The organism is Pseudomonas sp. AC247 (assembly GCF_979258015.1).
In genome coordinates, this window is record NZ_OZ409829.1 from 1919204 (window position 1) to 1941552 (window position 22349).

Consider the following 22349-nt stretch of genomic DNA (forward strand, 5'->3'; position numbering starts at 1 on the left):
AAAGTTGCTGCTTAGTTGCTTTTAGTGTTCCTCCAGCAACACTTGTGTTGCGCCCTATACAGTCGGCAAGGGCGATATAACCTAAGCGTTATTGGTTCTTTTGAGCGGGCGCGCGGCTCCTCTAGCATGGGCTCATGGGGCGTTTTTTTGACTTTGGGGTTCAGAGACTTGCTTGCTTGTCTGGCAACTAACCCGTTGCACTGCCTAGCGCGTTTCTAAAACTACAGCAGACATTGCCGTGCACTGATTGCCGACCAACTTTTGGTGGGCGGGGCCGGGTATTAGCTGCGATTCAAGGAGCTGTTACATGCATTACCGTTCCCGTTCATTACTGGCGGCCGCTGTCGTGACCGCCATCTGGCAACTGCCCGCCAAAGCCGAAGAATCCGCTGCGCGTTCCGAAGAGGGCGCGCGCCTGGACACGGTGTTGGTCACCGGCAGCCGAGGCACCGCGCGCACCGTGCTCGATTCGCCGGTACCAGTCGATGTGCTGACCGCCGAAGACCTCAAATCCGCCGGCGCTGCCGACGGTGAACTGGGCGCGGCCTTGCAGACACTGCTGCCGTCCTTCAGCCTGCCGCGCCAGTCCAACTCCGGCGGCGCCGATCACGTGCGCGCCGCACAACTGCGTGGCATGAGCCCGGATCAGGTGCTGGTGCTGGTCAACGGTAAACGCCGCCACACCTCGGCGGTGGTCAACGACTCCTCGAAAATCGGTCGGGGCACCGCGCCGGTCGACTTCAACTCAATCCCCATCAGCGCGATCAAACGCATCGAAGTGCTGCGTGACGGTGCCGGCGCGCAATACGGCTCCGATGCAATTGCCGGGGTGATCAATATCATCCTCGACGACGCCCCTGAAGGCGGCGAAGTGACCACCAGTTACGGCGCCTTTCACACCCATCAGGACGCTATCGGCAAAACCACCACCGACGGCCAGAACAGCGTGACCACCGCCAAGATCGGTACGCGCCTGGGCGAAGAGGGCGGCTTCATTCGTGGCGGCACCGAGTACAAGGATCGCAACCCGACCAACCGCGCCGGTTTTGATGGCTTCGACGACACCCCGAACCAGCGCAACTACGTGATGGGCGACGGCCTCGCGCGGGACGTCAACCTTTGGTTCAACAGCGAGCTGCCGCTGGCCGGCGGCAAGGCCTACAGCTTCGGCACCTACAACCAGCGCCACACCACCGGCGCCGAATTCTATCGCTACCCCTACGAACAGCCACAGTTCTACCCCAACGGCTACCTGCCGCAATCGCTCGGCGACAACAAGGACGTCTCGGCCACCGCCGGTTTCAAAGGCATGATCGGCGACGACTGGGACTTCGACAGTAGCGTCACCCATGGTCGCAACCGCTTTGATGGATCGACCCGACGCACCCTCAACGTCAGCCTCGGCGAAGACTCGCCGACCAAGTTCGATACCGGCGATTACGAGCTGCGCCAGACCACCTCCAACCTCGATTTCAGCCGCGAATTGCGCCTCGGCGAGCGCTCGTTTGTGCTCGCGGTCGGCGGTGAATATCGCTACGAGAATTACCTGACCTACGCCGGCGACGAAGCTTCTTACATCGGCTCCGGCGCCGATGGTGCCAACGGCCTGCGCCCGAGCGAAGAGTCGGATCTGGATCGCAATGTGTTCGGCACTTACGCCGAATTGTCCGGCGATCTCACCGACCGCTTCTTCGTCGACGCCGCCACGCGTTGGGAGCATTACGACGACGCCGGAAGCAAACTCACCGGCAAACTCAGCGGTCGCTACAAACTGACCGAGCAATGGGCCCTGCGCGGTGCGGTCTCGAACAACTTCCGCGCGCCGTCCCTGGCGCAGAGTGGCTTCCAGAACACCACCAGCAACTTTGGTGACGGCGGCACGTTGACTGACATTCGTGTGCTCTCGGTGAACGACCCGATCGCCCGCGCACTGGGCGCGGAAAAGCTCGATCCGGAAACCTCGAAGAACTTCAGCCTGGGCCTGACCTTCCAGTTGAATGAGCGCTTTGATGCGTCGCTGGACGTGTTCCGCATCGACGTCAAAGACCGCATCACCCTGTCGCAACGTATTGGCAGCGATGCGCTGGAAAACTACATCAACGACAACTTCGGCGTGGCCGGCGTGCACGACGTCAACTTCTTCACCAACGCCGCCGACACCAGCACCCACGGCGCCGAACTGGTGCTCAACTATCATCAGCCGTTCTATGAAGGGCAACTCGGCTTGACCACGGCGTACACCTATAACCACACCAAAGTCACCAGCACCAAGGGCACGCCATCGCAACTGACGGCGTTGGGCATCGGCAATGACGCACTGGTTGGCGTCGAAGAAACCAACACCCTGACCGACGCGGCGCCGAAGGACCGCTTCATCTTTTCCGCCAACTGGGCCAGCGAGCATTGGGGTTTGCTCGGGCGCCTGACGCGTCAGGGCGAGACCACTCGGGTGTTTGATTTCGGTGATTCGCAACCGGAGCAAACCTACGGCGCGGTGTGGCAGCTGGATGCCGAGGTGGCCTACAAATTCACGCCGAAATTCAACATCGCCGTGGGCGGCAACAACCTCACCGACAATTACCCGGAGCGTTCCGGTTCGGCGATCAACTACGGCGGCAACCTGCCGTACGACGTGCTCTCACCGATCGGCACCAACGGTGCTTACTACTACGCCCGCGCCACCTATGGTTTCTAACGCGGGGCCGGGGCGGCATCTGCCGGTTTTTCAGGCGCTGCTGATCACGCTGGGCATGGTGATCACCACCGATATCCTGAAAACCGCGCCGACCGTGGCGCTCAACGTCGGGCCGGAGCATTTCTACCTGGTGTGGGTGCTCGGCGGTGTGGCGTCGATGATTGGCGCGCTGTGTTTTGCCGAAATGGCCACGGCGTTTCCGCATCCGGGTGGCGACTACCATTTTCTGCGCACGGCGTATGGCGAACGCATGGGGTTTCTGTTTGCCTGGTCGCGGTTTTCGGTGATGCACACGGGCTGGATTGCGCTGTCGGCGTTCATGTTTGCCGATTACTTCAATGCGGTTGTGCCGTTGGGACAGTATGGCTCGGGACTGTTTGCTGGTGCGGTGATAGCGGCGTTGGTGCTGCTGAATCTGACGGGGAAACACATCGGGTTCATCACGCAGACATTGCTGGTGGGATTGCTTGCACTGGGTTTCTTGAGCATCGCCAGCGCCGGTGTGTTTCTGGCCTGGCAAGGTATTGAACCGCCGGTGCCCAACGTGTCGGTGCTGCCTGAAAACAGCGGTATGGCCGGGTTTTCGGCGGCGATGATTTTCGTGTTTCTGGCGTTTGGTGGCTGGAGCGATGCGGCAACGTTATCGGCGGAAGTGCGTGACGGTCGGCGGGGGATTTTCATCGCCATGCTGGGGGCGCTGAGCGTGTTGATGATCATCTACCTGGCGCTCAATTGGGCGTTCGTCCAAGGCCTGGGATTCGCCGGGCTGGCGGCGAGCAATGCGCCGGCAGTGGAGCTGCTGAACCGCGCTTTTGGCGCTCCGGGGGTTATGTTGATTTTGCTGATGGTGGGCATTGCCGCCATCGCCACCATCAACTCGACGCTGCTGGTGGGTGCTCGCACCACCTACGCTGCTGCTCGCGATGTGCCGCAGTTGCGCAGTTTTGGGGATTGGGATGATCGTCATGGCGTGCCGCGCAAGGCGTTGCTGGCCGAAGGCGCGGTGGCGTTGTTGCTGGTGTTGTTTGGCAGTTTTACCCAGAGCGGCTTCAACACCATGGTCGAGTACCTGACCCCGGTGTATTGGTTGTTTTTGAGTTTGAGCAGTGTCGCGTTGATCATTTTGCGCCGGCGCTTTCCGCTGGTGCCGAGGCCGGTGAGGGTGCCGTTGTATCCGCTGTTGCCGTTGCTGTTTTTTGGGTTGTGCCTGTACATGCTGTATTCCAGCGTGACTGTGGTCGGGTATGGGGCTTTTCTGGGGATTGGCGTGTTGCTGGTGGGCGCGTTGATTCTTGTGGGGTTGAGTCGCGTGGCGTTGACGCCTCGGCAAGCTCCTGAACCGCTTTCGGACTAGAACGAAACCCGCGCCGGTTGCGACAGCCGGAGGACCGAAAGGTCGCCGGTGATGCGTTTGTACGCCAGTCGAATCGCTTCGATGTTGTCGCCGTTTTTCGCACTGTTCTCATGCAAGATCACAATGACTTTGGTGCTCAGCCGCTCAGGCTCTTTCGCGCCTTTGTCCCGCCATTGACCATACGCGTCCAGCACACTGAAGCCGTCGGGAAAGCGCGGCGTCACTTCCTTGTCGAGAAACTCACGCCAGCGCGCCGGGTTGACTGCACCGTCCTTGCCATCAATCGACCCCACCGAGAAGTACAACTCGGTGCGCAACCATTGCGCCTGCGCCGGTCGTGCGGCGTCGCCTTGCAGGGTTGAGCTGGCGGGATCATGGGTGTGAACGGACACAGGAGGAGGGCTGGCGCAACCGGCGACTGCGAGGAACAGTGCCGCCAGCAAAAGACGTTGAGGCATGGAACATCCTTATTGAACGGTGGGTGAACATGGCGAGTATAAGGTTGCCCATTGATCGTCAATAAAGACCTAAAAAGCAGCCTGATAGGCGCTTCGGGCATAACTGATTCACACCCCCCCCTGTAGGAGTGAGCCTGCTCGCGATAGCGGTGTGTCAGCCAACTCATTATTAGCTGACACGGCGCCATCGCGAGCAGGCTCACTCCTACAGGGGATTTGTGGCGTGGCACAGATTGCATTCACAGCGCATGACCTGTAGGAGATTGCATTCACGCCGCATGACCTGTGGGAGTCTGGCTTGCCAGCGATAGCGGTGTGTCTGTCGCTGGAGATTTTGAATGGGTTGGCCCCTTCGCGGGCAAGCCCGCTCCACAGGGATTTGTGTCTGCTACGCACTCGGCGGCTTGGCCAGCGCAATCCCCGCCGTGCCCAAACGCTTGAGAATCTCGAACAGCAGATCACTTTTGGTCACACCGACAATCCTCGGGCTGCCCACGTACCCGGTCACCGTCAACGTGATCCCGTCCGGCGACAGTTTGCTGAACCGTACAAACGGCGCCGGTTTATCGAGGATGGTTTCGTTCTCGCGGTAGGTGCCCAACAGCAGTTCCTTCACTTCTTCAGGGTCGATATCCAGCGGAAACATCAACTCCAGTGACGCCACGCCCTGAGCACTGCCACCCAGCGTAACGTTGCGCAGGTTCTGCGAGATCAGTTGCGAGTTCGGCACGATCACGATCGAGCGGTCGCTGAGCTGGATCTCCGTGGCGCGCACGTTGATCCGCCGGATATCGCCTTCGACACCACTGATGCTGATCAAATCACCGACCTTCACCGGCCGCTCAGTCAGCAGAATCAGACCCGAAACGAAGTTCTTCACGATCTCCTGCAAACCGAAACCAATGCCCACCGACAGCGCACTGACAATCCACGCCAGGTTGGTCCACTGCACGCCCAGCGACGACAGCGTCAGCAGGATCACAAAGGCATAGCCGATGTTGGAAAACAGCGTGCTCAACGACGCGCACATGCCCGGGTCCATGTCGGTCTTGGGCAAGAATTCATTGTCGAGCCAACGGCGCAAGGCGCGGATCAGCCAGATGCCGATCATCAGCGCCAGCACTGCGTTGAGCAGATGCGCCGGGACGATGTTGAATTTGCGCAACCCGGCGCCACCGAGGATGGCCATGATGTTGCTCGCCAACTGCCCGAGCGTGGTGCCGATGCCACCGACGAACAACGCAATCACCGCCAGCAGCAACAGGGCGGCGCGGCTGAATCCGGACAACAGAATCGAGATCTGATCGAGACGCCGATCGCCGATGCCAAGTAACTGCTTGAGCGCCTTGCCGCTCGCGTGTTTGGGCGAAAAAGCGTACTCGCAGCCGTCCTTGATCACCTGGATCAGCAGGTAGAAGCCCGACAGCACAATGTAGGCCCAGACCACTTCATAGGTGATGAAGCGCGCCAGCGACACGTAGCCGGTGAGCAGTGCAATCGCCGAGACAAACATCGCGATACTGGCAATGGTGTACATCACCCCGGCAAACGTACTGTTCGCTTGCGGGTCATTGCCGGCCACCAACGCCTTGCGCACTTTGCCGACGCGCAACAGCAGCGTCACGACGATGACCATCACCACCATCGACGTCACACCGCGCCCGGCGAGCACGATCTGACTGCTCATGCCGGTGGCGTTGCATACCTGCACCAGCGTCACCAGCACCAGCAACGTGCCGGAGAGAATACGCGGGAAGCGTTTCAGCGCTTGCGCCACCTGATCATGAATCGCCGGCAGCCGCCATGAAGGATGATCGATCGACAACAACGCACGACTCAGCCCGGTGATCAGCACGCAGGCATACACAGCCTTTTCGAACTCTTCGGAAAACGTCGACAGCACGGGCGTCAGCGGCGCGTGGCGAGTCAGCGCGTAAAACAGCAAATGCAGGGCGAGGGCGGTGGTCGCAATCGTCGCCAGCGCCGAAGCAAACGCCAGTGCACTGCGGCGCAAGCGCCCCTCGGGCACGCGATGAATGCAAAGCCAGGTCAGCCCGCGCTCGGCCAGACGCCGGCCGAACGTCCACACCACCAGCGCCAGCAACACCAGCACTAAGGTGAAGAAATAGCGCCCCGGTGCCCACACCGTGGCCCAGGTTTGGGCCACTTGATCGACGAAAAAGCCGAAGCGCTGACGATCGTCCAGCGAAGGCTTGACCAGTGGCGTCCAGAAGTCCGGGTTCAGCACACTCTGCGTGCCCAGCGTCAGTTCGCTCTCCAGCAACGTGCGCCGAATCCCGGCGATTTGCGTAATCAGATCCGCCGCACTCTGCTTCAGCGCCGCCAGACTTTTCAGCGTCCCATCAACCTTGTTCTTTTGCTCCGTCAACGCCGCACGCTGCGCGACGATGTCCGCTTGCTCGGCGGCGATTTCCGTATCTGGCGCCGCGCCCAGCACGCCCAATTGCACCGCCAACTGCGCCTGCTGCGGCAGCAACGCCGCCGACAATTTGTCGACGTCCAGAATAAACGCCTGCACCCGATCCTGCGGGCCTTCGAGCTGGTTGTAATTGTTCGCGGCGGAGATTTGCTGTTTGAGGCCATCGAGGCGCTGTTGCAGGGCCTGCAAGTCACTTTGCGAGATCACCGGGAGCGGGGCGGCAGCGGTCGCGGCAGGCGCCGGCAGATCGGCGGCCCACAGCGATGGACTGCCGGCGGCGAGCAGCATGAAAACGATAAGAAACAACGACTTCAGGGTGTGGCGCATGGGGCAGGCCGACTCTCGATTAACACACAACCTAAGAGGTTAGGTGATCAGGCCGGATGGGGCGGAAAAGTTTCACGGCAGGTAAGAAATGAGCAATGGCGCAAAATGCTGCCAAAATGTTTTATATCAGCCGTAGCACGGGCTCAACGCTGGTTTTGTGATTACAGACTAAACCGCTGTAATGGCTGTCATTTGGCTGCGCGGCACTCGTCTCGCCAATGATTGGGAGGACTTATCAGAATGGATTACCTGATTCGCACCGCGACACCCGCAGATGCCTCGGCGATCAGCCGGGTCATTATCCATACGCTTCGCGAGTCCAACGCGCTGGACTACTCATCTGACATCATTGATCAGGTGGAGCAAAGTTTCTCGCCGCGAGCAGTCCTGGACTTGTTGGCCCGGCGTCAGGTCTTCGTGACCACGCTCGACGGTCATGTCGTGGCCACCGCGAGCCTTGATCACGACGTTGTTCGCAGCGTGTTTGTCGATCCACGCCATCAAGGGCTGGCGGTCGGCAGACACCTCATGGAGCAGCTTCAAACAGCCGCCCTGAGCGCAGGTATCGACCTGCTGCGTGTGCCCTCGTCGATTACTGCCGAAGGCTTTTACGCGGCGCTGGGCTTCACGAAAGTCCGGGATGAGTACCATCAGGCGGAGCGCACGATCATCATGGCGAAGACGCTGGAGCACTAGGAAAGTCGTCATAGGATTTGGGCAAGTATCCCCAGATTCTCAGGATGTCTGCGCGTACTTCAAACTCGAATCCAATGTGCGCCACAGCCTTCGATATCTCGTCGGTGTGGTCGATGATCTTGCGTGCCAGCAGTCGTCCTTCCGAGGGGGCCAGTTCCCATAAGCCGATGTCGAACCATTCGACGCCCGCAAAGGGAAACGGCAAATGGTAGAACCACTCGACGTCCCATTCCGAGATATATCCGTTGACGTACTTGGATCGATAGGACGGACGCCAGCCCTCAAGCCTGCGGAAATGGTCGATCAGTTCATCCCACTTGGTTGTGTTCGCCGCACTTGCCAATTTTCTCGCCGTGACCGCTGCGTGGATTTTCTTTCGTTTCGCCGCGTCATGCCTCGCGTTGGATCGGGGGAGTTCGCTCATGTTCGGTCGTGGCTTTCCTGGGGTTGATTGGGGAGTGGGGCAATTTTGGCTCGGAAAACGATGATGTGCGAGCGCGCCAAGGCACATCCGAATTGGCGGGTCAGGGCAGGAGGTGGATCAGTTGTGCTTGCAGAGCATCAGCGCCCACGTCGAGCAGGGCGAGCGTCACCGGCAATTTGAAACGACGGCGACCGGCGCTGCCCGGGTTCAGGTAAAGCCGCTCACCACGCCATTCGATCAAGGGCTTGTGGGAATGGCCGGTGATGATCAGTCGGGTATGGTTGTCGAGGAGGGCGGGGACGTCGGCGATGTCGTGGATGAGTAGGGTTTGCCAGCCGTTGAGGTCGAGGGCGAGGTGGTCGGGGAGGTCATTTGCCCAAGGCAGATCCAGATCGTTGTTGCCGCGCACGGCGTGGACTGGGGCGATTTGCGCCAATTGGCTGAGGATCTCCGCGCTGCCAATGTCGCCGGCGTGGAGGATGAGTTCAACGCCCTGGATCGCGGTCAGCGCCTCGGGGCGGAGGAGGCCGTGGGTGTCGGAGATGATGGCGGTTTTCATGGAGAGAGATTAGCAGGTTGGTCTGGAGGGCAGTATTCAGCCCGCGGGCATCAACGTTGATGAGGGATATCGTCGGTATACTCCTCGATCAGAAAACCTGGGATGCCGCTTCCCTTGTTGATCTTTGGAAGGAACTTGCAATGCCTGCAGGCAAACGTGAACTGGCGCGGTTGGAGCGCCTGCTGATCACCACGCTGACCGAGGCGTGCGAAACAGCAAAAGGTGAAATCAAAGGCTTTACCTGGCTTACCCACACGGGTGACCTGAATGCAGTGGCTCACACCCTGAAAGTGATCTGGGTGTTTGAAACGCTGGCCGACAGACAGCTCGCCCAAATTGAGGCGAAAGAGCGGATCTTCGAGCTGACGGCTATCGCGTTGAACGAGGCTGGTATCGAGCTGAAGCTTACCGATCGCAATGTCCGCTTCGACTCGGAGTAAGAGTGTCAGAACATTCAGGGCGGCGATTGGCAGAAGCGGCTGGCCAAGGACTAGGTGCTGGCATTCGGCGGCAAAATAGTCGGAGTCAGTCACTCATCTCCGAACGACGCACTCACGTCAACACGCCGCAAAACAATTTGAACCGCTCCCGGGCACGCTCACCTAATGATTAGCCCATGGATAATTCCACAGGCGATCTGCCAATACCGGCATGCTCCGAGAGGTGGTCAACGTGGCTAAAGACGATAAGAAAAGCAAAGGTGAAGCTTCCAAAGCCAGTAAGGAATTGAAAGACAAGAAGTCATCACCGACGAAGAAGGCTGCGGCCGCTTCGGCTCTTTCGAAATCCTCCGACAAGGATAAGAAAGACAAGAAAAAAGACGCCGAACCGAAAAAGTCTGCCAAGAAAGCTGATAGCAAGCCCGAAAAGGCCAAGAAATCTGAGAAATCAGAGAAGGCCGAAAAACCGGCGAAGAAGAAAAAGTAGTCTCTGCTGTCTGCCAGGGCATTGCGCCCTGGCTACTTAGGGCGGTACTCGTTCAATCAGCTTGGTAATCAATACGTTTGAAGAAAGTGTGCGTGTGTGTTTCCTGGATTCTACGATTCTTCGAGTGAGGGTCGCGCGGAACTACATCATCCCCGCGTGAACCTTGGGTTGTGAGCCAACCCAGCGTCGCCCTGCGTTAAAACTCAAGCCAGAGATTCTGACTTTTCGTCACATTCGGTAGAACGTCTGAGCTCCAGGATCGTGCGCTCATGCACTGCTCCCCATTCTCGCATTGCACCCACCAATGGCGCGAGTGAGTGACCCCGTCAGTCTCCAGTTCTCTCAACTAAATTGTCAGCATTCTCCTCGTAATATCTGGTATTAGCTGACTTAGCTCGTATCCGCGAAGGCGTTTTTACACAATCTGCACCAATAGCGGTCGTTCAATAAGCCTCAGGAAAAACCTAATGCCCTGATCCTTCAGTACGTGGACTCTTCATACTGGCAGATCGCCTGCTACCGATGGGTGCGATTACTTGATTGGAGCTTCCATGGACTCTACTATCTGCGCGCTTCTCGCAAGCAAGGGCCAACGCGACTGGATAATTCAGCAGGCAGGCAAAAGGACACGGATAGCAGGTTTGGGTCATGGAAAAGCAGAAAAAAGTTGAGCATTGGGCATACCCTTTCAAACTGAAGAGTGGGAGTTCACAAGCCTCTGAGGCTCAGGATCCCCGGCAATATCACGAAGCATTAGCGAAGGCCCTTGGTGGTTTCTATCCAGTGGGTACTAATGGCTCTTGGCATGGGGGCGTTCATTTCGATAACGAGACGGGTAAGTTTCTCGATCAGTCCTCCGTACGCTGTATTGCCGATGGGCAGGTCATTGCGTACCGGGTAGATGAGCATGCCCCCACTACAGAATGCTTTGGTGAGCATATGCGTGTAGTGCATGCCCCTTATTCCACAGGGCTTGTATTGGTCAGGCATCGACTTGAAATACCTGGCAACGATAGCGGTCAAGCCAAAGATAAGCCTCCGGTAGGTGAGCTGACGTTTTACAGTCTTTACATGCATTTGCTTGATTGGGCTGGCTACCTCAAAAACGATGCCTTAGAGACTCCCGCATTCTTCGGTCCAAAGTCCTATGGCCTCAAGGCACAGAAAGCGGTCGATGATTTCCTCGGATTGAGCACCAGAGCGGGAGCTCCGGGAACACCGGCGCATCGGGTAAAGAATGGCTTGCTACCCAAAGGTACCAAAATCCAAACAGCTGAATCCGCTCCGACATCCAACAGCAAGTGGAAGAGGTTGAGCAGCATTCTCGATGGCCGTTCCTTTCCTCAAACGATCGGTGATGCATGGGTGAATACCGGAGAGCTGGAGTCTGTTGGTCCGGATACTTATGTAGTTTCCGTACAAGCCGATGACTCCAATGCCGAACTGTTGCCCGGTAAAGGTTTGAACGTATACAAAACTGCGAAGGGCAAGCAAAAACACTCAGTCACGGCTGTTCTTCCCCAAGGTGTGAAGCTGACGTTGGATGAAGGCAGCGGTGAATATCGAAAAATCAGTACGTTGAGCGAGGGCACGAATACGCCGCCGTTGACTGCTGAAATTGCGAAAAATATCCATGGATATGTGGCTTTTAGCGCGTTACAGGCCCAACCCAGCAAGCCTGTAACCGATACCTTTTACTTATTGCCTAAGCCATATGACATCAAGGCCGGAGAAGTCGTCGGGCATCTGGGGCCTTATCAAAATGCCAAAGATAGTGACGTCAGATCGCTGTTGCATCTGGAGATCTTTAGCTGCGATGACGTGCCAGCCTTCATAGGTAAAAGTCGAAGCCATGCGAAGGGCATGGAAGAAAAGCAGAAGCCGTTGCTGAAGATCCATAAAGGTGCGAGTCGTCTGATTGAGCACAAGGACGACATCAGTGCCAAAAAACCACCTGACATTTGCAAGAAAGGTTCTATCGTCGGTGTCGACCTTATCGTTCCTCAACGAGTCTTGGAAGATCTGCCAGCTTCTCATCAGTTAACTGACACCAAGACCTTTGCCTCAGGCTCGGCAGCGCAAGCCACTCAATGGTGGCGGCTGGATAACTTGCTGGAGGACGAAAAGGGTAACCCCATAAATGGTTGGCTAGCAGAGCAAGATCTGATCACCACCCGTCACAGCCCGTGGGATTGGGAGGGCTTCGACTTTATTGAAGAGAATGGTAAGCCTGTCGATCACCTAGCCCATCTTCTTGATGCACGCCGTCTGCTCAATGATGAAGAGCGTGAAAATTATCGCGTCAAAATTAGCCAGGCGGATACAGGCCCGCTCAAGCAAAGACTCTACGACATCATAGATACCGACAAAGACAAGAAATTCAGCCTCAAGGAGATTCACTCTGCGTTGGGTAAACTCTGGCACGCACAATCGATATCGCAACTTATAACGCGGTATGAAAGTGAATGGTTTTGGGATGCTGAAAAGTGGAATGAACTCGATCTGCTTCTGAATCACACGCCCTTGGAGCCTAATTTGGACTGGGCTAATGAGAAAAAAAGGATTGAAAAATTATCGTGGTGGAAAGAGTCCGGCTTACCAAGCGATGGGAAAGCTTGGCACTTTCACCTGATGGGATTGCTTGGCAATTTCACATACCCAGCCGATGAGAACGATTTGAAGTGGCTTGATGTGCCTTATGGTCAGTTGACGTTTGACGTGGAAGGGAACGACTTTGAGGACGCTAGCCATCCTTCACATCGATATTTCAGTCGAATAGTTCACTGGCCAGGGGGCGTTTCTGGAGTGACAATCGGTCGTGGATACGATCTGGGTCAACAAGCTGATCCAAAGACCGATCTTGCCAATGCCGGCGTAAGGGAACCGTTGCTGTCGTGGCTGGTTGGGGCTAAAGGAAAGCAGGGGCAAGCTGCAAAGGCCTATCTGAACAATGCCAGCAAAGAAATCAGGCTTCATACTATTACTCGAAAACAGCAATATAAACTTTTTATTAGTGTCTACGAGGTTATGAAGCAAAGCGTTCTGAGTATATCCCGAGGAGGAGTCAATCAGAAGGATTACGGTATTTTGTCTTGGGATTCGGTTAGTAAAAAAATACAAGATATAATCATCGATTTACGATATCGCGGCGACTATCACAAGCCGTCCCGAAAGTTTATTCAGAAGCCATTTGTTGAAAATGATCTGGAGAAGATCAAGCAAGAGATTTCCAGAAAAAGTAATTGGGAAAGCGTGCCGTCGGAGAGATTCTCCGAAAGGGTTCGTTACTTGGAGGGTCAGTGATGAAGTCTGTTTTCTTAGTGATTTTTATATCGTTCCTGCCGTCTTGTTTGAGTGGCGCAATTGCTGCTGAGTTTGACTATAAGCAAGTGTATCGAGCAGATACCGGCAAGGTAGATAAATATATAGTCAGGTATTTGACATCTTTTGCTACTCCGTGTGTCACGGTGCAAACGTTTATTCCTGGTGGTGACGGAAAAATATTTAAAGAAAAAGAGTTTTGCTCTATAGATGGAAAAAATTTAATTGATGGGTATTCTGAGGTTGAATTAAAAAAAGGGGAGTTTAAGGAAGGTAGGCTTGTATTGACCTTCGAAGTTACTCCTCTTGCGCCTGTAGAGGGATACGTTGAAGCGTGCGATGTAACGTTCGAGAATGGCTCGCCTCAAGGTTTGTTTTGCAAAAAGGCTTGACCCTTGGTGGCCAAGAGTGTGTAAAAAAGGCTTCGCAAACCTTGCTATGACTTCTGAGGATTTCATCGCAAGGATCGCCCATGAAGCGCTTTATCCAAGGTGAGCATCGAGGCCAAAGCAACGTCCATCCAGAGTGCCTCGACGATTACGTCACGGATACCAATCCGGTGCGCGTACTCGACGTTTTTGTCGACGAACTTGACCTGATCAAACTGGGTTTTGAAGGCGCCATGCCGGCAGATACTGGCAGGCCGGCTTACCATCCCGCTGTCCTCCTGAAGATCTACATCTACGGTTATCTGAACCGCATTCAGTCGAGCCGGCGACTGGAACGAGAAGCCCAACATAACTCCATTATCTTGTGGTTTTGGCTGGATTAATTCGCCATAAGACCTATTATATTGGTATTGGGCTCATTGATTGGATTGCGCATAAAACCTATGATTCGGTTACTGACTGCCATTTATTGGGTTGGATGCACACTATGTTGGATTTAAGCTTTAGTAAGCCGAGCGAGGTCGTGAAGCGCCTCTGCGATCGCTTGCGCACAGAGCGCCTGGCGCTGGACATGACTCAAGCCGACTTAGCCGGGCGTGCTGGCATTGCAGCCAACACCGTGTCCAACCTGGAAGCCGGGCGCAATGTCGGGTTTGAGAACGTTGTCCGGATCGCCATCGCCCTTGGTCGAACCAAAGAGCTTGAAAGCCTGTTCTTGCCGAAGCTGGAGAGCATCGAGGACATCAAGCGCTATGAGACCAGTGCCAAGCGTATGCGTGTGAAGAGGAGTCCTGGTCTTGCTTGAACAAGTGAATGTCTTTTACGAGGGCTGGGGAGAGCGATGGCATTGGGGCACGCTGGTGTCTACAACTTTGACCGGTCGCCCAAAGATCGTGTTCGAGTACAGCAACGAAGCCAAGCAAAGTGGATTGGAGTTATCGTCCTACAGGCTGCCGTTGAAAGGCCCCCAGTTGCGTCAACATTTTCCCGACTATCAATTGGACTTGCCAGGGCCTGTTTATGACTCGTTGCCGGACGGGTGGGGCATGCTGCTGATGGACCGTATGTTCCGCAGTCGTCATCTCTCAACGGCGCGCATCGGCGCACTGCAGCGGCTGGCCTACATTGGTAGCAATGCGATGGGCGCCATGACGTTTGAACCCGTGGCGCCCGAAGGTCAGAAGTCAGAGGTCCACATTCCGTTGGAGCAGCTTGCCGCCGAAGTGAAGAGCGTGCTCCACGGAGAAGGTGGCGAGTTCCTGCAGACACTGATGCTAGTGGGTGGTTCGCCTCAAGGTGCAAGGCCAAAGGCGCTGGTTTATCGCAACCGCGAAACCGACGCTTTTACTACGGCTGTTACACCGGGCTTTGAAGCTTGGCTGGTCAAGTTCCCAGCCAAGGAAGAGCATGCCGAGGTGTGTGCTATTGAAATGGTCTACGCCCAATGCCTGCGTCTGTGCGGTATCGAGACTCCTGAAACGGCGTACTTTAGTCTGCCAAATGGGTTAGCGGCGTTTGCAAGCAAGCGCTTTGATCGTCAGGACGGCATGCGCGTGCCCATGCAGAGTCTCGCGGCCTTCACTGGCGCCAATTACAGGTCTCCAGGCGTTTTGGACTACGTCAATTTCATACGGGCGACGCAGATTTGTACCAACGACGTGCGAGAGATGGCGCTGGCCTTCGAGCGTGCCGTCTTCAATGTTGCGTTCAACAACAGAGACGACCATCCGAAAAACTTCTCTTACATCATGTCGAAAGAAGGTCAGTGGAGACTGGCGCCGGCATACGATGTGACCTTTTGCGAAGGGCCTGGCGGATATCACCAGATGGACGTGATGGGGCATGCAGAGGAAGTTTTCCGCGCGGACATGCTTCGGCTTGCAGAGGAAGCCGAGGTGCCCCAGGACCTTGCCTGCAAGATGATTGACGGCATTTGTGATGTGGCCAGCCAGTTTGCAGCTATCGCCGATGAGATGTACCCGAAGGTTATTACGCGCGATACCCTGCGTATGATTAAAGGCTGCATCGACAAGAACGTTGCCCGGTTACGAGAAGGTGACAACGGCCACGGTCGCAGATGACGACCGCCGGCGAGAGTATGGCGGCGTAGTTCTCCTCACATGCCAGCGCATCCCCGTATAGATAAGCGTGTGAGGCGCGATCAGGCGTGTTTCGCCATTTGGTGTTTTAAAAGACAGTGGGCCGCACGGAAATAAGACATGGATTTGGTTCAGATCGCACCTGCGGCATACCACATTACGGACGACTACTGGCATCTTCTCAGGGCAGAGGATGGCGCTGTTTATATTCTCGTCGAATGTGAAGCGTCTTTCGTGAGTTACGAATGCCTGATCAAGCTGAACGCCGAGGAGTTGCGTGACTACCACGGCCTGGGCTGGCTATCCATTCAGCACCTGGCTAATCGAATCAATTACTTCGTCGGTGATTACAACGACAGAAAAATCACAGGGCCATTGCTTGACGCAGCCATTCAGGCATCGAAGCTTTAGTCATCTCAAGGCGCTGGGTTAATGTCAGTTCGCACCTATTTAGACGACCACCATGTTGGAAACGGTCATCAATGAGTGAATGCTTCCGACCAAAAGTAGCCACTCAACAGCGTGTCAGCGAGTCCATAGCCCGCCACTCATTGACTGCTAACGCTCGGTAATTTGGCCGACTTCATATCACTTTTTTCTCTGCTTGGTTCCGCATTTGCCATGATAGGATCTAAGAAAAGTAACGTCTTAGCGTATAGCAAGGAATGTTATGAAACGACGATGTCCTTAACAATGATTATAGGAGTCAGTGGAAGTACGATGAACATTACGAAAAAAACAACCTTGCCCTTTATTGGAATCAGTGCGACTGTCGTTGGGGGGGTGCAGATATTTTTGTACGAACCCTTGATTGCAATTGCGCAAGCACAATTTGACGGTGTTCCTCTTCGGCTGATCATGGAGATAATTTTAACCATTGCAGCTCATTCAACTATAATTTCAATAGTTCCGCTATTGCTGGCCGCATTTAACAAGGTCGCCATAAGCTACACAATCCTTATCTTATTTATATCTATATATATACAAATCGCAGTAGGCATAAATTCCATCGGCCCGACGGTAAGTGCTATAGCTTTTTCAATTTTAATTTTTTATGCATCAACAAAGGCAAGTGAACTTATTCGGCATTTTCGTGCGAAGTGACTTCCTATAATAAGTCGTCCAAGTGATTCGTTTCGCTCTCCGGGACCCTCTGCTGCTCCGCACCCTAAGCTTCAGCGAGTGGCTGCTTTGGGTTGTGGATTCAATCGATCGCGACAGGCAAAAAACGGCCAATACCGGACGTTCAACAGGGTCCGCTTTGAGTGTCAACGATGGAGGCTGCTCATCGTGACTATTTGGTATCGAGCCACTCCGACCACCGGTGGCGTGCTATGACCAGCCCATTTCAAGAACAAGGTAAAACAAAGCACACTTCCTTAAAATATTGGTTATTGGTAATCTACTAGTGGGCCAATCATCTATTGTTGGCTGAGTGGTCTGTAGAAATCTGTGGAAAAGTATTAGTAAAAACCAAAAAAATAAGGTTCTAAATTGAACGATAATAGCAAGTATTCAACTGATAAACACGATGAAATGTTCTCTCGGGAGGCAGTGGTTGAATGCCCCCACATGATGGTTCTTCTCGGATATTTAAGTCAGAACCACGACACCCCTAAATATGGCTGGCGAAAAAATGGACTTCGTTACCACTATACTGATGCAGCGGGTTTGTTGGGCATTGTTCAAAATGGCCGGTTGTGGGCAACTGACCTTCGCTTCCTGAATGATCCGTCAGAAGGGTCCTACTTACCCGAAAGGCTACTGGAGCTAATGGCCTTGAAGCCAGGTGGCATTAATGATGCTGAGCAGAAAATCATCGAGGGCATAAAAGATGCTCTCCACTCCCCACGCTCAAATTATCCAGCCTTCTGCGTTAGCCTTTCGGCCAATGGTGATCTGCTTAGCCAATGGCGGGGGTATGGAGACTTTGGTAAAGGCTACGCGATTGGTCTAAATCTTGGTTTCGGTGCGCCACACCCACAGATAGCTCATTTTTATGATGTGGTTTATGGCGATGATCGATTTATGGATCTCGCCGTTGACCTTCTTGACCTTTTTACGTCTGCCACTCCCAAATGGAACGATATGATGTATGGGGAATGGGCAACGACATTAAACATTATTGCTAAGTCTTTTAAGCATCAAGGATATAGTGAAGAGCAAGAAAGCCGTCTAATATGCAGCCGCAGTAGCGAGGGTGTTGACCTCCTTACGAATGAGCTCCCTCTAAAATTTAGAGCAAAGGGGAGTGACCTGATACCTTATATTCCAATGTCATTAGGGTTGCTTGCAGACGAGGATGAACCTAAACTGCCTATAGAACGTATTGTTGTAGGTCCCGGTGTTGACTTCGAGCGCAATTATGCGTCTATTGAAAGTTTGTTAAAGGCGAACTCTTATGAAAATGTAATAATTGAACGCTCAGTTATTCCTTTCCGACCTTGAATGTCAACGCGTTCGGACGTAGCTTTATGATTTCTATCCCGCGACAGAGAGGGCAAGGCTAATTGCAGTCTGTCGCGAAGCGCAGCTTCCGCCCCTTTGCAGGTATTCATAACGTTAGTGCTAACTGGCGCGGTAGTAGTGAGTGAGGCAAACTATTTTTGAGCGCGTCGTTTTATTTGTTTCCACTCTAACCCTGTGTTTGTTTGGAACGCATGAAAGTGGTTGGTAAATATTTTAAAGAAATCTTCATGCTTAATTTTATTCGTGGTGTATGGGTTGTGATAGAAAACCAATTCCGTAGTTGCCTTGTATAGCTCTGCGAGTGAGGCGAATCGACTATTTTAGCTGTGGGCGGTGGGCGGTGGGCGGTGGGCGGTAGGCTGCGGCAAACGTAGACGTTCACGACCGTCCGCTTCTGGCCGAAAGCGGCCGTTCATACGTGGCAGCTTTCGCCCCTTCTAAACGGCATCTCCAGAACCTTTGCGATGTGAGCCAAGATGTTTGTACATTCTTCGGAAATAATGAGGGGTGGCTCATTAATCATGTAAAGCAGGTGTTCGAACGCTAATCCAGCCTCATTGTGATCGACATAATCCATAACGGTTTCACCACCATTCTCCTAACCTGCCTGAGCTAACGGATGGTCGTCCGGTACTGGGCCGATTTGTTCGTATGCACTGGACATCAGCGCGGTGATTTCCTTGAGCACTACTATGAAGTCGGCCCTCAAGTTGTTGTTAGGGGGGAGCATTGAAAACATCTCCTTCGATTACGGTGGACTAGGGAGCCCACGTTCGCAACGTCGTGTCGCGGCACTATGCCGTGGGCTTTTCGGGCCACGAATATCTCCTTGCCGGTGACAAAAACTCGGTACCGAGGAGCAATGGCGAGAAGCCAATGCTGAATCGGACTTGTGCAGTGTCTGATTGGCTTGCGTCACCGATGAATGAAATGCTGCTGCAGGAAGTCGTGATCTTCTTCGACCAGTCGAGGGTACCTGCTTGCGTCAAGCCTTTCGCGAAGTCGCCTGGAGTAACTTGCCTGCTCAAATGCTACTTGCCTTCTGGCGCTGTCAAAGAAAGACCGGAGATGAGCGAGAGCCTGATCAAATGCAGGGCCTTCAATACGCAGAAATAGACCTGTCAAATCTTGCTGATCCGTGAGCTCTCGATACAAGTCGATGGCAAAAATACTGCCTCCGTTATTTTCAGCATGATACACATGCACGTCGCCGTAGCCGCTGTAAGGGTGGGCGAAATACAACTCGTGGAGTTCGAGAATGTCGACGGGAATTTCAAGGATTGTAAATACCGCCTGCAGGTCGGCGCTGGGAGTTTTCTGGTCACCTTCCCAGGTTACTAAATCTGACATCGATACGCAGATGTCGAACTCTTTGGCATAGATGATTTTTTTGGACATTCTCATTCCATCGCTGAGTTTTAGAATTTGTAAGGGGTGAACTTCATGCGGTATCGACTACGGGTTATGCCTGATATAGACCGGATCAGCATCAGCGCATCAGAAGGAACCAGCGGCCACTATTCTATCTCCGCGAGAAGCCAGAAATGTCCCAATGCAGCCATGCACAAGCACTCAAAATCTGATGCGTTCAGTGGCGACGGCCAAATCGTCACTGAACGGTATGGACCTAGTCTGTAATCTCAACCCTGTCCAAAGCCCGATTCACCGCCAACTCCCCAAGCATCACCACCTGCGCAATGCCCAGCAACGTCTTGCGAATCGGCCCATCCACCAACCCCGCGACATCCCCCAGCATGATGGAGGCCGAGGCCAGCGATTCGCAGGCGTTGACCAGCAATGACTCGGTATCCGTTTCCGGATTAACCAGAAACATCGTGCTCGCCTGATACGGCGCAGCCATGATCGCGGCAGCGGGATTGAGATAGTGATCGAGTGCGCGTTCAGCCGCGTCGTGCATTTTTCTGCAATCGAGTGATTCGTACGGTGAAGCCGGATCAATGTCCGGAGGGTTCGGCGTTATCTTGAACATGTTCTTCTTTTTCCTGTTATGTGGCCGCCGCGCCGAGCTACTAAACAGGGGGTGGCAGCGGTGCGCAGGTTAGTAGACCGGGGAAAAGAAGAAAGCCGGCGCGCCCGGGGGCGCCCTACGCACAGCCGCCATCAAGTGCAGGTACGTGAATACCTTTTTGACAGACGCTTGTGCACTTTCATTTACCACGGGCTACTAAACCCGATCACTGAGAATCAGTGACGCGAATCAAGTTACCGATGGCATGCCAGGCGCACAAGCCGGCGGATTCTGGCGTAGTCGTAGGCAACGGCGCAAGGCGTTGTAGCCTTTCGGACGTAACGTCAGGTGTCCTTAAACACATCCCCAAAAACGTTAAACAATGACGGCCATCAGCGATGCAACCGCGCCGACGCTGACATGCAACTCAAGCGCAGCCGCCGGACTGCCCAAGCGTGCGGCGCTCTCGAACACTTTGAAATTAGCGGGAGATGCCATTTCATCTCCGCAACGACAGCACATCGAACTGCAGTTTTTGATCACCGGAACGCATTACGCAGTTGGGTGATCACTTCTTCGACCGATAGCCCCGGCGTCTCTGGAGGTGTCGGGTTTTCCCCAAACTCTCTCCAGATAAACAGCGTCAGCTCGGCACCGTCAGTCGCCGCGAGGGCGTTTTCAGCGTAGGCAAAGTTTGCCAGTTGCCGATAGCGCTCATCCTTCCAGAACAAGTCTTCGACCCAGTGATAAACAGGAATGAAATGGAAGTGAATGGGCCAGCCCGGTTGATGACCAAAGCGGCCAATGTAGAGATGCGCAGGAGTTAATATCCGCTCCATGAGCTGCTGGGTCTTGGCCAGCAGGCCACCCATTTCCGTCAGTGCGTCAGCCGATAGATCAGCCAATGATGAGGTGTTGAGCTTGGAACCCAGCATCAGATACCCGGGGAGGGCGCTCGCCAGGTGGTGGTTGATAATCCAATGGTCGGTTTCATGAACAATGAACTGCGGGGCAATTTCCATCGCCGTTTGTCCTGATGGAATGAATGCGGCAGAGTAGCAAAGCTTGTTTGGCAACGCTGCGAATGACAGCGTGTGGCGTCAGCCATTGACGCTGCACAGCCATAAATCTGGCCGGAGTTGACCGTCGTTACGGCGTGATGAGGGACATGCGCCAATTTACGTAAGCGGATTCAAGGTTCGCCACTCCTGATTTGATCATTGGCAACCAGCGTTGTGTTGCTAGAGGAAGCCGCCCTTGACCTGCTCACTGATCAGGTCAGCCATCTTCCGCACCGGTTCAGTCATGCTGCGGCGAGAGCGATGGACCAGGCCGATATCCCGGTGAAAAGTGTGCGCCCCGAGGTCGAGTGCCCGCACGCCTGCCGGCCATTGCGGTTCGGGCGTTGTTTGCGGCACCAGCGCAACGCCGACACCGTTTTCCACCAGTTTGACGATCGCCTCCAGCTCATCCAGTTCGCACACCTCATGCAAGGTGAAATGCATTTGCCGCAGAAAGCGGTCGACCTGTCTGCCGCCGAAGGATGATCGGTCATAGCGAATGAAGGGTTGGCTGGAGAGTAGTTCAGACCAGTCTTCTCCCGGCACGTCGCGCGGCACGATCAGACGGTAGGGCTCCAGCGTCAGAGTCGTCCAGCGCAGATCGCTCTGCAGCGAGAAAGGCGGGCGAATGATGACGGCCATGTCGATCTCGCCAGCGTCGACGAGGTTCACCATCTCCATCGACAGCCCCGGGACCACACGCGTGCGGCACTGCGGACAATGTTGGTGAAACTTCGCCAGCGCATCCGGCAAATAGGAACGCTGCACCGACGCAATGGCGCCGATGTTGACCAGCACACTGGGCGGTTGTCCCATCGTCGTCGAGCCCAGGTTTTCGTAAAGCCTGAGCAACTCCTGCGCTTGCAGCAGGATCTGGTGGCCCATTTTGTTGAGGTGCGCCGAGCGGCCTTTCCTGTCGAATATCTCGAAGCCGAGTTCCGCCTCCAGCCGCTGGATTTGTGCGCTGACGGCGGCCTGCGTGAGGCCGATCTTGTTGCCGGCCGCAGCGAATGTGCCTTCGCGCGCCACAGCGATGAGTGTTTTGAGTTCTTTGATCATTCACAAATATTAATTGTGTTTCTAAGAAATATATATTGATTTTTCTGTTTGGTTTTCCGTCCTAGGATGTTTCCCATCCCCGGCAACGGCTGAACCGAGAGC

At 54.7% G+C, this 22349-nt stretch carries 22 protein-coding genes and 2 pseudogenes; 13 read left to right on the forward strand and 11 right to left on the reverse strand.

The features are described from left to right. The first annotated feature begins 307 nt into the window (after nucleotides 1-307). Both ACZZ0B_RS08855 and ACZZ0B_RS08860 read left to right on the forward strand, forming a co-directional pair. Nucleotides 308-2695 (forward strand): TonB-dependent receptor plug domain-containing protein, encoded by a 2388-nt coding sequence (locus ACZZ0B_RS08855; protein ID WP_158835553.1) that lies wholly within the window; start codon nucleotides 308-310, stop codon nucleotides 2693-2695. Then, entirely contained in the window at nucleotides 2685-4049 is a 1365-nt protein-coding gene (locus ACZZ0B_RS08860; RefSeq protein WP_463544896.1) for an APC family permease, read from the forward strand. Before ACZZ0B_RS08855 ends, ACZZ0B_RS08860 begins: the two co-directional genes overlap by 11 nt. On the opposite strand, the gene ACZZ0B_RS08865 is transcribed toward ACZZ0B_RS08860, so the two are convergent. Together ACZZ0B_RS08865 and ACZZ0B_RS08870 are read right to left on the reverse strand one after the other, a co-directional pair. Further along, on the reverse strand, nucleotides 4046-4507 hold the full coding sequence (locus ACZZ0B_RS08865) for a DUF3574 domain-containing protein (RefSeq protein WP_463544897.1): 462 nt from the start codon (nucleotides 4505-4507) through the stop codon (nucleotides 4046-4048). The genes ACZZ0B_RS08860 and ACZZ0B_RS08865 overlap by 4 nt on opposite strands. Nucleotides 4508-4895: 388 nt before the next feature. Next, nucleotides 4896-7274, reverse strand: coding sequence for a DUF3772 domain-containing protein (locus ACZZ0B_RS08870; RefSeq protein WP_463544898.1), 2379 nt, complete (start codon nucleotides 7272-7274; stop codon nucleotides 4896-4898). 240 nt (nucleotides 7275-7514) lie between these two features. Here ACZZ0B_RS08870 and ACZZ0B_RS08875 point away from each other — a divergent pair, with 240 nt between their 5' ends. Next, the gene (locus tag ACZZ0B_RS08875) at nucleotides 7515-7970 is read left to right on the forward strand and encodes an N-acetyltransferase family protein (protein ID WP_463544899.1); all 456 of its coding nucleotides are present in this window, start codon (nucleotides 7515-7517) and stop codon (nucleotides 7968-7970) included. Here ACZZ0B_RS08875 and ACZZ0B_RS08880 read toward each other — a convergent pair. Together ACZZ0B_RS08880 and ACZZ0B_RS08885 are read right to left on the reverse strand one after the other, a co-directional pair. Then, entirely contained in the window at nucleotides 7945-8394 is a 450-nt protein-coding gene (locus ACZZ0B_RS08880; RefSeq protein ID WP_463544900.1) for a DUF6678 family protein, read from the reverse strand. The two genes, ACZZ0B_RS08875 and ACZZ0B_RS08880, sit on opposite strands and share 26 nt — an antisense overlap. Nucleotides 8395-8494: 100 nt before the next feature. Further along, nucleotides 8495-8953: a metallophosphoesterase family protein gene (locus ACZZ0B_RS08885; RefSeq protein WP_463544901.1), complete on the reverse strand. Its 459-nt coding sequence runs from the start codon at nucleotides 8951-8953 to the stop codon at nucleotides 8495-8497. Nucleotides 8954-9093: 140 nt separating this feature from the next. Between ACZZ0B_RS08885 and ACZZ0B_RS08890 the strand changes: the two genes are divergently transcribed. The 7 genes and pseudogenes from ACZZ0B_RS08890 (at nucleotide 9094) to ACZZ0B_RS08920 (ending at nucleotide 15671) form a co-directional block, all read left to right on the forward strand. Further along, complete coding sequence (locus ACZZ0B_RS08890) at nucleotides 9094-9393, forward strand: hypothetical protein (RefSeq protein ID WP_463546918.1); 300 nt, start codon at nucleotides 9094-9096, stop codon at nucleotides 9391-9393. 223 nt (nucleotides 9394-9616) lie between these two features. Then, nucleotides 9617-9880 carry a hypothetical protein gene (locus tag ACZZ0B_RS08895; protein WP_178117018.1) on the forward strand — a complete coding sequence of 88 codons (264 nt, stop codon included), beginning with the start codon at nucleotides 9617-9619 and terminating at the stop codon, nucleotides 9878-9880. 648 nt (nucleotides 9881-10528) lie between these two features. Beyond that, nucleotides 10529-13183: a pesticin C-terminus-like muramidase gene (locus ACZZ0B_RS08900; protein WP_463544902.1), complete on the forward strand. Its 2655-nt coding sequence runs from the start codon at nucleotides 10529-10531 to the stop codon at nucleotides 13181-13183. Continuing rightward, nucleotides 13183-13593 (forward strand): hypothetical protein, encoded by a 411-nt coding sequence (locus ACZZ0B_RS08905; protein WP_463544903.1) that lies wholly within the window; start codon nucleotides 13183-13185, stop codon nucleotides 13591-13593. Before ACZZ0B_RS08900 ends, ACZZ0B_RS08905 begins: the two co-directional genes overlap by 1 nt. Nucleotides 13594-13673: 80 nt before the next feature. Then, nucleotides 13674-13958, forward strand: a pseudogene (locus tag ACZZ0B_RS08910) (transposase); the annotation flags it as partial. 119 nt (nucleotides 13959-14077) lie between these two features. Further along, a complete protein-coding gene (locus tag ACZZ0B_RS08915; protein WP_008085698.1) occupies nucleotides 14078-14395 on the forward strand; it encodes a helix-turn-helix domain-containing protein in 318 nt (105 codons plus the stop codon). Next, the gene (locus tag ACZZ0B_RS08920) at nucleotides 14388-15671 is read left to right on the forward strand and encodes a type II toxin-antitoxin system HipA family toxin (RefSeq protein ID WP_463544904.1); all 1284 of its coding nucleotides are present in this window, start codon (nucleotides 14388-14390) and stop codon (nucleotides 15669-15671) included. Before ACZZ0B_RS08915 ends, ACZZ0B_RS08920 begins: the two co-directional genes overlap by 8 nt. A 33-nt stretch (nucleotides 15672-15704) precedes the next feature. Here the strand turns inward: ACZZ0B_RS08920 and ACZZ0B_RS08925 are convergent. After that, nucleotides 15705-15788 (reverse strand): annotated as a pseudogene (locus ACZZ0B_RS08925) (WYL domain-containing protein); the annotation flags it as partial. A gap of 21 nt (nucleotides 15789-15809) precedes the next feature. Between ACZZ0B_RS08925 and ACZZ0B_RS08930 the strand changes: the two are divergent. From ACZZ0B_RS08930 to ACZZ0B_RS08940, 3 genes are all read left to right on the forward strand, one after another. After that, nucleotides 15810-16100, forward strand: a complete 291-nt coding sequence (locus ACZZ0B_RS08930) for a hypothetical protein (protein ID WP_440097174.1) — start codon at nucleotides 15810-15812, stop codon at nucleotides 16098-16100. 309 nt (nucleotides 16101-16409) lie between these two features. After that, nucleotides 16410-16793 (forward strand): hypothetical protein, encoded by a 384-nt coding sequence (locus ACZZ0B_RS08935; protein WP_463544905.1) that lies wholly within the window; start codon nucleotides 16410-16412, stop codon nucleotides 16791-16793. A 390-nt stretch (nucleotides 16794-17183) separates the two neighbouring features. Then, the gene (locus ACZZ0B_RS08940) at nucleotides 17184-18137 is read left to right on the forward strand and encodes a DUF2971 domain-containing protein (RefSeq protein ID WP_463544906.1); all 954 of its coding nucleotides are present in this window, start codon (nucleotides 17184-17186) and stop codon (nucleotides 18135-18137) included. Between the two features lie 433 nt (nucleotides 18138-18570). On the opposite strand, the gene ACZZ0B_RS08945 is transcribed toward ACZZ0B_RS08940, so the two are convergent. The 6 genes from ACZZ0B_RS08945 to ACZZ0B_RS08970 form a co-directional block, all read right to left on the reverse strand. Then, entirely contained in the window at nucleotides 18571-18735 is a 165-nt protein-coding gene (locus ACZZ0B_RS08945; RefSeq protein ID WP_463544907.1) for a MafI family immunity protein, read from the reverse strand. Nucleotides 18736-19073: 338 nt separating this feature from the next. Next, nucleotides 19074-19556: a hypothetical protein gene (locus ACZZ0B_RS08950; protein ID WP_463544908.1), complete on the reverse strand. Its 483-nt coding sequence runs from the start codon at nucleotides 19554-19556 to the stop codon at nucleotides 19074-19076. 229 nt (nucleotides 19557-19785) lie between these two features. Then, complete coding sequence (locus ACZZ0B_RS08955; RefSeq protein ID WP_440097121.1) at nucleotides 19786-20148, reverse strand: DUF6124 family protein; 363 nt, start codon at nucleotides 20146-20148, stop codon at nucleotides 19786-19788. Between the two features lie 354 nt (nucleotides 20149-20502). Beyond that, entirely contained in the window at nucleotides 20503-20625 is a 123-nt protein-coding gene (locus ACZZ0B_RS08960; protein ID WP_440097122.1) for a hypothetical protein, read from the reverse strand. A gap of 41 nt (nucleotides 20626-20666) precedes the next feature. Beyond that, on the reverse strand, nucleotides 20667-21149 hold the full coding sequence (locus ACZZ0B_RS08965) for an HIT family protein (RefSeq protein WP_463544909.1): 483 nt from the start codon (nucleotides 21147-21149) through the stop codon (nucleotides 20667-20669). A gap of 219 nt (nucleotides 21150-21368) precedes the next feature. Continuing rightward, a complete protein-coding gene (locus ACZZ0B_RS08970; protein WP_440097125.1) occupies nucleotides 21369-22247 on the reverse strand; it encodes a LysR family transcriptional regulator in 879 nt (292 codons plus the stop codon). Between the last annotated feature and the right edge of the window lie 102 nt (nucleotides 22248-22349).